Source organism: Gilliamella sp. B2838, from assembly GCF_026536185.1.
Lineage (GTDB): Bacteria > Pseudomonadota > Gammaproteobacteria > Enterobacterales > Orbaceae > Gilliamella.
The window spans coordinates 166,679-180,846 of record NZ_JAFNOO010000003.1 but is presented as its reverse complement, the minus strand read 5'-3'; the positions used below and the strand labels follow the sequence as shown (position 1 = coordinate 180,846).

The following is a 14,168-nucleotide window of genomic DNA, read 5'->3' as shown; positions in this document are numbered from 1 at the left end:
TATTTGTTAAGATTTGTTAACTTCAATCATTATCAATCTTCACCAAAATAACGGAGAGTAAACAAAATAAAAAGATAATAAACATCTGTCATTTTCTTATATAAAATGACAGAATAACAAATAGATGATAGTAAAAAAGTATTAAATTTTCATCAATACAAAACGCGAATTAGTGATGTTAATTACCCAATTTTTTATATAGTTTAACGAGTTAACTCAGTATTTTTTATTCACATAACACAGGGATAGTTTTCAAATTAAACCCCGCATCTTTATAAGATTTGTATCTTTCTCGGGCGAGCGATTTTAATCGCTCATCAACCGGAACAAAATCTATAATATTATGGTAAACAGCAGAAAAATCAGGAAATTGCTCTTGCAAGTTAATTAAGATTTGTCGATTACCATTACTGCGCTTTTGCGGCCAACAAATTTCAACAGGTGATCCGCCTTTCATGCCTTCACCTGCTAAATTATGAGGTACAAAATTATCTGTATCTAATTGCCAAAGATACTCATCAATTCTCTCTGCTTGCATCTGATCATGACAAGTTACAAGTATACGTTGATTGTTTTGATATGCTTCAACAATTTTTTCACAAGCAAGTTTTTCATGATATAAAATACCTGATTGATCTGCTTGTGTCTGGTTTTGTAAAAGATAGAAAATGACTTTTTTCATAATAAAATGAATTTACTGAGCCATTAAATATTCAACTAACATCGCCACCGGTCGACCAGTCGCACCTTTACTCGCGCCAGATTTCCAAGCGGTTCCTGCTATATCTAAATGCGCCCATTGATATTTTTCAGTGAATCGAGACAAAAAACATGCAGCAGTAATCGTCCCACCATCGCGACCAGCAGCATTCACAATATCAGCACACGTTGATTTAATTTGATCTTGGAAATTATTATCAATTGGCAACGCCCAAGCTTTATCATCAACGTTATTTGATGCAGTAACTAATTGAGCAACTAATTGTTCATTATTACCCATCACACCAGTATAATGATGGCCTAAAGCAATAATACAAGCCCCAGTTAATGTTGCAATATCGATAACAGCTTTAGGTTGATATTTTTCAACATAGGTTAGTACATCACATAACACCAAACGACCTTCTGCATCGGTATTAATCACTTCAACCGTGATACCTGACATAGTGGTTAAAATGTCCCCAGGGCGGTAAGCATTACCATCTGGCATATTTTCACAACCCGCCATGACACCAACTACATTAATAGGTAGTGCTAGCTCAGCTACGGCTTGCATCACCCCATAAACAGTTGCTGCACCACACATGTCGTACTTCATTTCGTCCATACCGGCAGCGGGTTTAATTGAAATGCCACCTGAATCAAATGTTAATCCTTTACCAACTAAAACATAAGGTTGAGCATTTTTGTCTTTGGCACCGTTGTATTCAATAACGGTCATAATTGATTCGTTCTCTGAACCGCGACCTACCGCTAAATAAGCATTCATATTTAATTTAGCTAACTCTTTTTCGCCTAGGCACGACACGTTTAAAGATGTGTGCTTTTTACCCAATTTTTTACCTTGTTCAGCTAAATATTGGGCATTGCATACATTAGATGGCATATTGGCAATCGTTTTAGTTGCATTAACCGCTTCTGCAATAATTTGACCTTGCACTAAATAATTTGTAATAGATTTAAGCTGTTTTTTATCACTGGATACTAATGTTATTTTATTTAAACTTGGTAATGGGGATTTTTTTGATTTGAATTGATCAAAATTATAAGTTATATCGTTAATAATTTGGGGTAATTGCTTAACGATATCGTGATTAATGGTTGAGCAAATCGTTAATAAGTCCCAACTAATATTTTTAACTTTCTTTTCAATTAATGTTGTAATAACGGCTTTAATTGTAGTTTTAGCTCGGGCTAAATCGAACTCTTTTAATTTACCACACCCAACAAATAATAATTTTTGTTTTAAATTATTTGAACCAGAATATAAAAATGCCGTTTTACCCAGTTCACCACTAATATCTTCTGATTTAATTAATTGCTGAATAAAACCATTAGTAGCATCATCAACTTCTTTCAATATTGCAGACTTAGTTTTGTCGTCGTTAACGGCAATAACTAAACATTCTGATTTTTGATCTGTGATAGTAAGGCTATTTTTAATTAAAATTTCCATAAAGATTCTCTTTTATTATATTCGTTGTGATTACTAATATTTTATCGGTTCATTTGGGGATAGCAACAAAAAGATAACTAAACAAAACAAATCAGATTATAATAGGCAAATTTATAGAAACGTTTAGATAGGTTAAATGTGATAATTCGTCGATATTTAGTTAAAGAAACATTAAAAACACAAGGGGCAATACTGTTTATTTTGTTATTAATTTTCTTTTCACAAAAATTAATTAGAATATTATCCAGTGCTATTGAAGGCAATATTCCACGTGATTTGATTATGCCTTTACTTGTTTTAGGTATTTCTAATATGGCCGATTTAATTTTACCTTTGAGTCTTTTTCTTGGCATTTTAGTGACCTTTGGCCGGTTGTATTCTGATAGTGAAATGGTTGCTATGCAAGCTTGTGGTGTAAAAAAGAATTTAACCTATCAAGTTGTATTTTTTCTATGTATATTGACTTGTGCATTAACCTCAATAAACTGCCTTTGGTTTGGGCCTTGGTCGAGTCTTAAACAAGATCAATTAATTGAAAATGCTAAAATTAATCCTAGTTTAGCGGGGCTTTTAGCGGGTCAATTCCAACAAACACCAGATGGTAATTCAGTCATTTATATCAACAGCGTCAATAATAATGCCTTAGATAAAGTATTTATTGCACAAATCAATCCTAAGAACAACCAACGACCTTCAATTATTATTGCTAATAAAGGTAAAACCGGTCATGATGATGAGGGTAACCAAATTATTACATTAGAAGATGCCAATCGTTATGAAGGTACGGCGCAGTTAAAAGATTTTCGGATATCAAATTTTCATAATTATTTAGGCATTATAAAGCCCAAAGAGCTGGATTCTATTGATGATGAAAAAACCGATGTCCAACAATTGAGTTTAACAAATTTAATCCAAACTAAAACGCTGAAAGCAGAAGCTGAATTTTATTGGCGACTAACACTTATTATTTCTGTCCCACTTATGGCATTTTTAGTTATACCGCTAAGTGTTTCTAACCCTAGGCAAGGTCGCTTGGCACAAATTTTACCCGCCCTATTGCTGTATTTGATTTATTTTCTATTAGCAAGCTCTATTAAAGCAAATGCCGGTAAAGGTCGATTAGATCCCGCCTTATGGTTTTATATCATTAATTTAATTTATTTTATAATAGCTTTGTTTTTAAACTGTTGGGATAACTTATTTATGCGTAAACTTCGTTTAAAATATATTGCATCATAAAGGAGAAAAAGGATGTTTTCGATTTTAGATCGCTATATTGGTAAAACTATTTTAAGCACAATTGGTATTTGCCTATTTTTATTAATTAGCTTATCGGGCATTATTCGTTTTATCGACCAATTAAGAAAAATAAAAGTTGACTATGATGCTTTTGCTGTGGGTATCTATTCTTTATTGATGGTACCAAAAGATTTAGAGATTTTTTTCCCTATGGCTGCATTACTAGGTGCATTAATAGGTTTAGGTATATTAGCGTCTCGTAGTGAGCTAATTGTCATGGAAACGTCTGGATTTAGTCGTTTTAAAATAGCATTAGCCGTGATGAAAACAGCATTACCATTAGTCATTTTAACAATGGCGATTGGTGAATGGGTTGCTCCCGTGAGTGAACAAACTGCTCGGAATATGCGATCTGAAAAATTATATGGAAATTCATTAATGGCGCAACAAGGTGGTTTATGGGCAAAAGATGGCAACGATTATGTATTTATCGGCCACGTTAATAATGATAACTCTATTGCTAATATTGATATTTATTCAGTAGATAATAATAAGTTATTATCAATTACTCATGCCGAAAGTGCTGTATTTAAAGATAACAAATGGACTTTATTACAAATTGAAAGAAATGATCTAACCCAACCAAACAAAATAATCGATAATGATATGGTATCGATGCCATGGAAAACAAACATCACTCCAGACAAACTTAATATTGTCGCTTTCGATCCTGATTCACTATCTGCTTCTGGACTTTACCAATACGCCCAATATTTAAAAAGTTCAGGTCAAGACACAAAATATTATGATCTACTTTTCTGGAAAAAACTTATTAAACCGATTTCTGTTGCAGTAATGATGTTATTAGCACTTTCGTTTATTTTTGGGCCTTTACGTAGCGTATCGATGGGAGTACGTGTCATCATTGGGATAAGTTTTGGATTTATCTTCTATATTGCCGATAATCTTTTTGCACAAGCAAGTATCGTTATGGGTATCTATCCTGTGATAGGATCAATGTTAACCAGTTTAGTTTTTTTAATTATCAGCTATGTTTTATTTAAACGTAAGAATTAGCTAGCAATTTTTATATTGTTCATCCTTAATGATAGAGATAACAAGTATTTTAAAAATTATTTTTGCGCATCATTCAGTAAACACGTAGGCAAAATAATTAAGCTTTTTATCTCTATTTTAATCATCTCAATGTAGTTTGTCATAAAGAAAGATTAAATATCATAACTTTGCTTCTACCTAATTACTAAAAACAAAAAATTATTAAGCCAAAAACTCATCAGCATTGCGCTAAAAATATTTATCTTGATATCAGTCAATATTTAATCCAAAAGTTAACAGGATAATTCTATTTCAGAATTAAGCTTTCCTATTCACATATGTCATTAAAGTATAGTCGAAACCAGTGAGCACGTTTAAAAAACAGAACAATTGCAACAGAAATGCTTTCGCTATGGATTAAACATGAGTATTAACCGAAAATTTAGTGAGATTTAAAATCTAGTCATCAAAATAGAATGATGCTAGTAAAGTTAAATAGACAACGAGATATCGTAATAATCACTTTTATGCTAATTTATCTTTATTAAGACACCCATCATGTTGATCTTCATTGTTAGTATTTGAGATGTTATTTTAAAAAAAAGCATTTAACTGATAATCTAAATTGCTTTAATGGTTTTCGATAGCGAATGTATTGACAAACCTACCTAATAAAATTGATTACAAAAAAGCTGAAAATCCTACCAATCGTCGATACGATGATAGGATTAAAATTATTCAAATTACTCAAAAAGCGGTAAGTATTGACCATAACCTGCTGCTTGAAGTTGTTCTTTCGGTATAAAGCGTAAAGCGGCAGAATTGATACAATAGCGTAATCCTCCTAATGCTTTAGGACCATCCTCAAAAACATGACCAAGATGGGAATCGGCTTTTAGTGAACGCACTTCAGTACGATGCATGCCATGACTTTGATCTAGTTTTTCAATAATGCTTTTGTTATCAATCGGTTTACTAAAACTTGGCCAACCACAACCAGAATCAAATTTATCTAAGGAGGTAAATAATGGCTCTCCCGAGACTATATCGACATATAAACCATCTTGGTGATTTGCATTGAATTCATTTTCAAAAGGCGGCTCAGTACCATTTTGTTGAGTAACATAATATTGCATCGGACTCAATGCTGACACTGCTTTTTCTTTCATTAACTTATTCATAATGCACCTAACTATTTTAAAGAGTTAAACATCAATTAATGGTAAAAATTGGCTTTACAGCATCGATTGTAATACTTTATCTCTCATCCCGAAATAATGATACAAGGCTCCTGCAATATGTAAAACCAAAAATATTGCTAACAAATAGCAACCTAACAGATGAGCACGATGAAAAAACATATACCCCGCGTTTGGCATATCGATAGCAGGAATTGAGATGACCCCAAAAACATTAAGATCATGACTACTCATCAAATACCCCGACAATGGAATTAAAAGCAATAAAATATAGATAAATCCTTGTATTGATTTTGACAAAATTCGTTGTAATTTTTTATCATAGGGCAAAACATTAGGTACGCCCTGTTTGATGTTGATATAAATGCGCCAAATCGTCAATAAAAATACCACTAAGCCAAAAGATTTATGCAGTAAATAAATAGAAAACATTCCGCCTAAAAATTGCGACAAAGTGATTTTAAATAGTAACAGTGATACCACCATACAAACCAATATCGCAGATAGCCAATGGTTCCATTTTTGACAAGCACTATATTGAGGATAATTTTGCATTATTTATTCACCTTTGGACTGTTTTTATCTAACCAATGTTTGGATATAAAGTGAGAACGTCCAGAGAGTTGATAATAACGGTCATAATGTTGTGATTGTTTTTTATAGTAGTTTTGATGATACTCTTCTGCTGGATAAAATACGACAGCAGGTTCTATCTTCACTTGAATAGGACTAGAAAATCGGTGACTTTCTTCCAATGCCTGTTTAGATTCTAGCGCGAGTTTATGCTGAAATTCATTATGATAAAAAATAACGGGACGATAAGAATCGCCTCTGTCAGCAAATTGACCGCCTGCATCAGTTGGATCAATTTGTTGCCAAAAAATATTCAACAACGTTTTATAGCTAATTTTTTTCGGATCAAAAGTGATTAAAACCGCTTCGGTATGACCTGTATCACCTTGACAAACTTGTTGATAAGTAGGATTAGCTACATGCCCCCCCGTGTATCCTGACACCACATCAATTACACCTTCATATTTATCAAAAGGTTTTACCATACACCAAAAACAACCACCTGCAAAAGTTGCTTGTTCATATTGTTGCATATAAACCTCCAATTAAACGATATTAATTAAAAGCGTTGCCAGTTACATAATACCACCATTACTACAAACATCTCTATTATTAATCACTTTTTTTTACTTGAAAATGATTAAATTATCACCATATTGAGTTGTAAGGGGGGAATTCCATCATGGCAAGTGGCTGGGCATCGGATGATGCAGTTAATCAACAAATTGAAGGTACTATTGCAGATGCAATAGAAAACGCAAGGCGTCAATTAAATCAAGGTTTAGAAAGTGCTCATTTTTGTATTGAATGTGGCGATCCTATACCCGAAGCACGGCAATTAGCTTTACTGGGGGTTCAATATTGCTTAGTTTGCCAGCAAAATATAGATAAAACTTTAGCTAAGACGGCAAATTTATATAATCGACGTGGTAGTAAAGATAGCCAATTACGTTAGAATTTATTAAGGTGGATAGTTATTTATCCACCTATTTATAAAATAAAATCAATAAATTATGCTTATTTATTTACTTTATCGTAAGGATAAATAATTAATTTATTATTAAACCATTCAGCACAGAAAATGTCTTCTGATTTTTCATAACCCTGTTTCTTAATTTCCTCTTTAACCCAATCTTCGTTTTTATTTAATTCTTTCAAGTTTTCTTGGCTTATTTTTCCTTCCTCAATCACAAGTACGGCGATATCTTTTTCACCTTTTTTGATAATAGTTAATGATCCATTCAATTCGTACCAGACATGTTTTAATTCAGTAAAAGTACAAATTCCCTGTATATTGATTAAGGTTTCAAAATCTCTAACGGGTAAATTGGCTTTGATAAAATTATCGGTTAATAACTTCCCATTTTTAACTAACCGAATAGGCGTACCATCAATCGCATCTCTTAAATGTGAATTTTTTGATTTAATAAATCGAATTAAAACTAATAACCCAGCCCAAATGGCGACAAGTCCAGAAGCTTGTAAAGCAGAGACAGTTGGACTAAGTAAAGCACCACCAACAAGCGCACCAATGACCATACTCCCAACCTGATCTAACTGAGACATAGGGGCAATTTGACTTTTACCAGACAATTTGACATAAATAAGTAAAATGACTAAGGCCAACAAAAACTTGGGGGCCATCTCTAATAAATACATACCTAACCTCCAGACACACTTTGTAATATTATGTAAAAAAATAGAAGTTACTTAATCTTTAATGGGTTAAAATCGATTTACTTGATAGGTATAACTTGCTAATTAATTTGAAAATAAAATGACTGATTTAACGAATAACATCACTAGTCATCTTTTACTATTTGCATGATTGAGAAACATAGTTTCACGCTTAAATATTTTGACTAAGCGAGCCCAGTCATGCTACTAATAAATAAAAAAAATAGCAACATTAGCTGTTATTAAAATGCTTCTATCAATGTTCAACTCTTCGTTTTTCATTTTTAATACCTGATAATATTTCTTCGATTAATCCGAGTATATATCAGGCTTGTCACTAAATCATTTGTTTGTATTGATTTGTCAATTACCTAAGTGTAAATTGTGACGTTCTAGTGTCAATAACAGTGCGTGATTGACAAATTTTATTGAATATTAAAAAGGTTTGGATGTGAAAAATTTATTAAATTTAATTGGAATTCAACAACTTTTAAAAGCAACAATTGCCTTTACCGTTGGTTTTTTTTGTGTATTGGTCGGATATGACAATATTATTGATTTTAATACTAATTATGCCTTTGTAAAAAGTGTATTATCGATGGATACGATGGAACCATTTTTTTCGGGAAGTCCTGCTATGACGTCTAGAGCGATCAGTAATACAACGCTCCATTTAATTGGATATTGGGTAATAATTATAGGTGAATTACTTACCGGTTTAGTCTGTCTATTTGCTTCGCTTTATATGTTTGCATCCATCAACAAATCTCGATTTGTGAATGGACAAGTGATTTATTTAGTCGGTGCAACGCTAGCCATTTTAATTTGGTACTTTGGTTTTGCTGTCATTGGTGGTGAATATTTTTCCATGTGGGCTAATAAAATGAACGGGCAATCCAAAGCTTATACATTTGCAACATTTATCTTGATCACTGCGCTGTTTGTTTATATGCCGTTATTAAAAAAAGACGATAAACTATCGGATTGAATTCAAACCAACTTTTTATATAACGATATGGATTTTTACGCTTTTTAATTTTAATTAAAGCGTAAAATCCATATCAAAAAATAGCCTGTTAACTTAGCTAAACTTGCTGACAACTAGGACGAATGATAATCTCATTCAAAGTAGTATCTACAGGTGAATTAATAGTAAAAGCAATCACTTGAGCAATGCGTTCTGGGGCAATAGCGACTTGTTGATAAAGTTTATCAATCGCGGGCTTAATATCTTGATCGGTAATAGTATGAGTAAGCTCTGTTGCAATTGCACCGGGTGATATTACACTGACTCGTATATTACTCTTTGCCAAGGCTTCTTCTTGTCTTAAACTATCACTAATAGCTAACACCGCAGATTTTGTTGCACTATAAACACCACCGCCAGGATGAGTTATATGCCCAGCTATAGATGAAATATTAATAAAATGACCTTGTTTCTTTTGTCGCATCGGTAATAATGCCGCTGCAATGCCATATAAAGTTCCTTTAATATTAACATCGATCATTTTTTCCCATTCATCGACTTTTAATTTATCAAAAGTCGATTGTGGCATTAAACCGGCATTATTGATCCACACATCAATTTGACCATATTCATCCAGCGCTTTTTTCGCTAACATATCAACGTCATTTCGTTTTGTCACATCCGTTAATTGATAAGTCGCAATGCCACCAGCAGAAAAGATCTCAGCAACGATTTTCTCAAGTTTATCTTTACGCCTTGCGCCTAATACAATTTTATTACCTTGGGCTGCAAGTAACTTGGCTGTAGCTTCACCAATACCACTTGATGCACCTGTTATAACAATAACTTTTTGTGAATTTTGCTTCATTATTTGTCTCCTTAACGCCTGTTTATTTCAAAACATTGACGAATGCCTGAGCTAATACATCAGCTTGCTCATTACCAACTTTAGATTGTAATATATCTCTAACTTCACGGATTTGAGCTTGAGTTAAACCTATGTTCATCGCCATATGTATGTGTGATTGAAGTTGACTATCAACACCACCAAGGCTCGCTAATGCAGCAATAGTTGCAATTTCACGGCTTTGATAATCAATATTATTACGTCCAAAAATATCACCAAATAAGTGAGCTTTTAAAAACTGATTAATCGCGGGAGCAAAATCCATCAAGCCGCCAGAAACAGGCTGTCCGACTAAATAAGTCTGAATCTCGGTACCTAACTGCAAACTGGTTTTATTAGTGGGTAAGGGATCAGGCTCTTTACCCATCATATCCTTAATGCCGTTTTGATGACGCTTATCCAAAAGTTGCTTAAAAGTTCCAATAGCATTTAAACTACGCGGAAAGCCAGTGTAAGCATACATTTGAATAAGTACTTCTTTAATTTCGTTTATCGTTAAACCATTATCTAATCCTTCCATTAATGACACTTTTAGCTTAGGCATATCACCTTGAGCGGTAAAGGCTGCAATAGGAATAATAAATTGTTGTTTTACGGTTAATTGATGGTTATCCATAGTTGATGCCTCACAAATTGTTGATAAACTCCATATCATAAAAAAAGAAATAATGACACGAACTATTTTTTGCATAGTGTTTCCTGCTAAAACAAGCTAAGCAAAATAAAAGTAACTACCATACGACCACTTTTATACTTAAAAAATTACGTATAAACTAACAGTATAAACATTGATTAATGATGCAAATGAATAAGTTAACTTTACTATTTGCTTAATAATTACTTTTTATCGTAATATTGTTCATCGGTCACTTTTTCTAACCATTCAACATTTTTACCATCCAGTTCCTCAACCACGGAAAGATGAGTCATAGCATTGTGTGGTGATGCACCATGCCAATGTTTTACACCCGGTGGGCAAGTAATTACATCTCCAGGATGAATTTCGACAATAGGACCGCCCCATTCTTGAGTAAAGCCAACACCGGAAGTGACGACTAAAGTTTGCCCTAATGGATGAGTATGCCATGCTGAACGAGCACCGGGTTCAAATGTCACATAAGCGCCAGAGGTCCGAGATGGACTCGTAGCAGGAAATAGAGGATCGATTCTTACATCACCTGTAAAAAATTTATCTGAGCCTTTGATGGAAGCCTGTGTACCATTTTTGGTCACTTTTTGCGACATAGCATTATTCTCCTTAGCGTAAATTCGGATTGAAAAACAAGTCACAATCATTGTTGTGATTAATAATGTTATTGATAATTTTCTCATAACAATCCCATTAGTTAATTAAAGATTATCTATGCGTTACTATAAACATCTCAATTAATTATCAATAGACACAATTCTATTAAATTCTTGCCTAATAATTTCAGTTACAATATTATTTTTACTGATAAGCTTTAAAATAGTTCTCACTATGTTTGGGTGAATGTTAAGGAAATCTAATGAAAAGAAGCGATCTAAACAGTGAACTGACCACAATAAATCAGCAAGTAAAACAACATATGTTACGATGGGCTCAAACTGCGGGTGACTACCCTACTGCGATAAATGGTTTGGGTATTTATCGCCGTGACATGACAGATTATAACGAAAACTGCTTCTACCAACCACTAGTATCTATTATTATTCAAGGGAGTAAACGCTCGTTAATTGGCACCGAACAACACATTTATGGTGAAGGCGATTATCTCGTTACCTCAGTTGATATTCCAGCAGTAAACTCTATAACAATTGCATCGCAAACAAAACCGTTTTTATCCCTTGCCTTATACCTTAATACGCAAATTATCAACCAACTTATCACTGAGTATCCACAGTTAGCCAATATTAAAGCCATTGCTTTCAAAGGAATTAGTATAAAAAAAGTTGAATTAGACATACTCACCGCTTTTTTTCGATTGATCCAATTACTCGATAAGCCTGAACAAATTTCGATATTAGCCCCAATGATCATCAAAGAAATCCATTATTTACTGCTTATTGGACCTTTCGGGCAACACTTGCGTTCTATCAATACAAAAGGCACACAAAGCCATCAAATTGCTTCAACAATTGATTGGCTAAAAAATCACTATAAACAACCCATTACTGTTGAAGCATTAGCCGAAAAAGCCAATATGTCATTAGCGACGTTTCATCGACATTTTAAACAGGTGACCACGCTAAGCCCATTACAATATCAAAAACAGTTACGTCTTTATGAAGCTCGTCGTTTAATGTTGTCAGAAAATTATCATGCTAATAGTGCCGGACTTAAGGTCGGTTATGAAAGCCAAACGCAATTTAATCGGGAGTACAAACGTCTGTTTGGTACATCACCCCATAAGGATATTAAAAATCTTCAGTAAACTCAAAATAGCAATTATCATATTTTGACAAATATCATGAATATTGAAAATTACGTCAAACGGGACATTGCACCAATCCATGGCACATTATAATTTTGGTTTTTAGCTAAATTTGACCTTGATAGATAACCAATTGTTCCGCCTTTTTTCAATGACTACTGCTCGACTTTTTTCTCTATTTGTATAAATAACGCTCTTTTATTCTTTACTGTTAGGTTAGTGTTTAATCGTCATACTCACCATCAAGAAGCTTATTGATACATTTTTCAGGATCACCAATAAACTCTTGCCAACTGCACATTGGGGTAAGCATATCGTGTTCAAGATCTAAGCAGCAAATCATTTTTTTTATCGGTGACCAAACAAGGTAAAGTTCATAGTTTTCAACTTTTTCAATAAAACAAAGTAGATTTTTTCGATGCCATTTAATCTCCTGCAAATCGACTAATTGATAAAACGTAATGTATTTTGAATGCGTATCTTTACCCGAAAAATAAATCTTCTTTGGTGGTTGTTTTAAGTATTCAAGCATATCAGCAGGAATTTTATAACGCTTAATTTGCCGTATTTTTTCTTGCTCGTCATGCCATTGAGGTGGTTCTAACGATTTCAATACTTGCATTAATTGTGTATTATTTTCTCTTAAAGCTACTGAATAGGCACGCAAACCATCTTTATCAGTGATAGTCACATCACAGCCATTTTTTATCAGGTATAACGCAATGTCATTATGATTAGCTCTCACGGCTTCAATAAGTGGCGTTGATGCATATGGAAAAACCATATTAGGTTGATGATAGTTTATATCAGCACCCATCTCTAACCACATTTTGATTTTATCCATATTACCGTCAAAGGCACTTGACCGAAGTGCTGCACCACCATATTTTTTTATGGTAACACCATATTTTTCGAATAATTGGATATGTTCATATTTATCACCGTATTGAATTCGCTCAAATATTTCTCCATAATTTTTGATTGGTAAAAAATCAAGAGCATTATGTTCTAATAACAGTTCAACAATCTTATTTTTGCTGTGCTGAGCGGCCATTTCGATAATCGTTAACTCGCCAATATCAAGCGAAACCTGCTTAGCTAGCAACCATTTTAAAGCAGGTAACTGATTAGTCATTACTGCAATTGCGATCGGTACCATATCGATATATTTATTAAAATGAATAGATTTATTAATATCCCAGTCAGCTTGATACAGTGCCTGCATTTTTTCCAAATCTGATTCATATATGGCTAGTGCCACTTCAGGTAACGTCTCAAAGTTACCTATAGAAGGTATGTTGTACATCAATTACTCCATCTTGCATTAACAGCTATGTATTATACATTTTGATAATTATCTCTATTAAATTCAACTACTAAATGCTTAATCTGCGTTATTGTGAATCACAATTATGAGATGTTGCGGCGTTAATAATAAATAATCGATCATATCTTTATGTATAAAATTAAGGAGATATCTGACTATAGGTTTATCATGAATTTAAGGATCTTTTGCAAAATGCAACAGTATAGATTCCTCAATAATTTTTACAAAAAAATATCAAATCAAAGCATAATGATGTTGCTATATGATTTGTTTGCGATTTAGTAAAAGTTAATAATCGACAATAAAACCGCATTTAAAAATTAATACTAATCTTTACTTTTTATTCTATATTTTTATGCTATATTGCGAATAATAACGACTTTTCATTTACAATTTATAACAACTGGATCGCTAAAACGGTTTAGCAATACAAAACATTTTTATTTTAAATAGACTGAAAATAATCTTAATAAATAAGATTTATAAGAAAAGAATAAAGTAGCATAGATAGTTTGCAAAATATAGCACATAGCTCAGCAGTACATTAATAGCCACTCTCCATATTGGAACAACATGTTAGCAATAAAAGCTATTGAAATTTTTAAAGCAACACTGTTACTTATAAAAAAGAGC

Annotated in this window: 15 protein-coding genes; 5 read left to right on the top strand and 10 right to left on the bottom strand. The window is 33.0% G+C overall.

What is annotated here, in order from left to right:
* Positions 1 to 226 precede the first annotated feature (226 nt).
* Both J3U63_RS04565 and J3U63_RS04560 read right to left on the bottom strand, forming a co-directional pair.
* Positions 227 to 682, bottom strand: a complete 456-nt coding sequence (locus tag J3U63_RS04565; RefSeq protein WP_065799149.1) for a DNA polymerase III subunit chi — start codon at positions 680 to 682, stop codon at positions 227 to 229.
* A gap of 12 nt (positions 683 to 694) precedes the next feature.
* A complete protein-coding gene (locus J3U63_RS04560; RefSeq protein ID WP_267366961.1) occupies positions 695 to 2,176 on the bottom strand; it encodes a leucyl aminopeptidase in 1,482 nt (493 codons plus the stop codon).
* Positions 2,177 to 2,314: 138 nt separating this feature from the next.
* On the opposite strand from J3U63_RS04560, the gene lptF reads away from it, so the two are divergent.
* Complete coding sequence (gene lptF / locus J3U63_RS04555) at positions 2,315 to 3,415, top strand: LPS export ABC transporter permease LptF (RefSeq protein WP_267370648.1); 1,101 nt, start codon at positions 2,315 to 2,317, stop codon at positions 3,413 to 3,415.
* Between the two features lie 12 nt (positions 3,416 to 3,427).
* Positions 3,428 to 4,492 (top strand): LPS export ABC transporter permease LptG, encoded by a 1,065-nt coding sequence (lptG, locus tag J3U63_RS04550; RefSeq protein ID WP_267370646.1) that lies wholly within the window; start codon positions 3,428 to 3,430, stop codon positions 4,490 to 4,492.
* Positions 4,493 to 5,214: 722 nt separating this feature from the next.
* Here lptG and msrB read toward each other — a convergent pair.
* Genes msrB through msrA form a run of 3 tightly spaced genes read right to left on the bottom strand, consistent with a single transcriptional unit; the run spans position 5,215 to position 6,776 of the window.
* A complete protein-coding gene (gene msrB, locus J3U63_RS04545) occupies positions 5,215 to 5,652 on the bottom strand; it encodes a peptide-methionine (R)-S-oxide reductase MsrB (RefSeq protein ID WP_323849479.1) in 438 nt (145 codons plus the stop codon).
* 54 nt (positions 5,653 to 5,706) lie between these two features.
* Positions 5,707 to 6,225, bottom strand: coding sequence for a cytochrome b (locus tag J3U63_RS04540; RefSeq protein WP_267370644.1), 519 nt, complete (start codon positions 6,223 to 6,225; stop codon positions 5,707 to 5,709).
* The gene (gene msrA / locus J3U63_RS04535) at positions 6,225 to 6,776 is read right to left on the bottom strand and encodes a peptide-methionine (S)-S-oxide reductase MsrA (RefSeq protein ID WP_267344321.1); all 552 of its coding nucleotides are present in this window, start codon (positions 6,774 to 6,776) and stop codon (positions 6,225 to 6,227) included. The genes J3U63_RS04540 and msrA overlap by 1 nt, the downstream gene beginning before the upstream one ends.
* A 149-nt stretch (positions 6,777 to 6,925) precedes the next feature.
* On the opposite strand from msrA, the gene J3U63_RS04530 reads away from it, so the two are divergent.
* On the top strand, positions 6,926 to 7,198 hold the full coding sequence (locus tag J3U63_RS04530) for a DksA/TraR family C4-type zinc finger protein (RefSeq protein ID WP_267344322.1): 273 nt from the start codon (positions 6,926 to 6,928) through the stop codon (positions 7,196 to 7,198).
* A gap of 62 nt (positions 7,199 to 7,260) precedes the next feature.
* Here the strand turns inward: J3U63_RS04530 and J3U63_RS04525 are convergent, their stop codons facing one another.
* On the bottom strand, positions 7,261 to 7,902 hold the full coding sequence (locus J3U63_RS04525) for a DUF421 domain-containing protein (protein ID WP_267344323.1): 642 nt from the start codon (positions 7,900 to 7,902) through the stop codon (positions 7,261 to 7,263).
* Between the two features lie 469 nt (positions 7,903 to 8,371).
* Between J3U63_RS04525 and J3U63_RS04520 the strand changes: the two genes are divergently transcribed.
* On the top strand, positions 8,372 to 8,908 hold the full coding sequence (locus J3U63_RS04520) for a DUF2165 domain-containing protein (RefSeq protein ID WP_267344324.1): 537 nt from the start codon (positions 8,372 to 8,374) through the stop codon (positions 8,906 to 8,908).
* 97 nt (positions 8,909 to 9,005) lie between these two features.
* Here J3U63_RS04520 and J3U63_RS04515 read toward each other — a convergent pair whose 3' ends face one another.
* From J3U63_RS04515 to J3U63_RS04505, 3 genes are all read right to left on the bottom strand, one after another.
* The gene (locus tag J3U63_RS04515; RefSeq protein ID WP_267344326.1) at positions 9,006 to 9,755 is read right to left on the bottom strand and encodes an SDR family oxidoreductase; all 750 of its coding nucleotides are present in this window, start codon (positions 9,753 to 9,755) and stop codon (positions 9,006 to 9,008) included.
* Between the two features lie 22 nt (positions 9,756 to 9,777).
* Positions 9,778 to 10,485, bottom strand: a complete 708-nt coding sequence (locus J3U63_RS04510; protein WP_267344327.1) for a carboxymuconolactone decarboxylase family protein — start codon at positions 10,483 to 10,485, stop codon at positions 9,778 to 9,780.
* Between the two features lie 146 nt (positions 10,486 to 10,631).
* Positions 10,632 to 11,126: a cupin domain-containing protein gene (locus J3U63_RS04505; protein WP_267332598.1), complete on the bottom strand. Its 495-nt coding sequence runs from the start codon at positions 11,124 to 11,126 to the stop codon at positions 10,632 to 10,634.
* A 176-nt stretch (positions 11,127 to 11,302) separates the two neighbouring features.
* On the opposite strand from J3U63_RS04505, the gene J3U63_RS04500 reads away from it, so the two are divergent.
* The gene (locus tag J3U63_RS04500; protein WP_267344328.1) at positions 11,303 to 12,208 is read left to right on the top strand and encodes an AraC family transcriptional regulator; all 906 of its coding nucleotides are present in this window, start codon (positions 11,303 to 11,305) and stop codon (positions 12,206 to 12,208) included.
* A 223-nt stretch (positions 12,209 to 12,431) separates the two neighbouring features.
* Here the strand turns inward: J3U63_RS04500 and J3U63_RS04495 are convergent, their stop codons facing one another.
* Positions 12,432 to 13,514 carry an ankyrin repeat domain-containing protein gene (locus J3U63_RS04495; protein WP_267344330.1) on the bottom strand — a complete coding sequence of 361 codons (1,083 nt, stop codon included), beginning with the start codon at positions 13,512 to 13,514 and terminating at the stop codon, positions 12,432 to 12,434.
* Between the last annotated feature and the right edge of the window lie 654 nt (positions 13,515 to 14,168).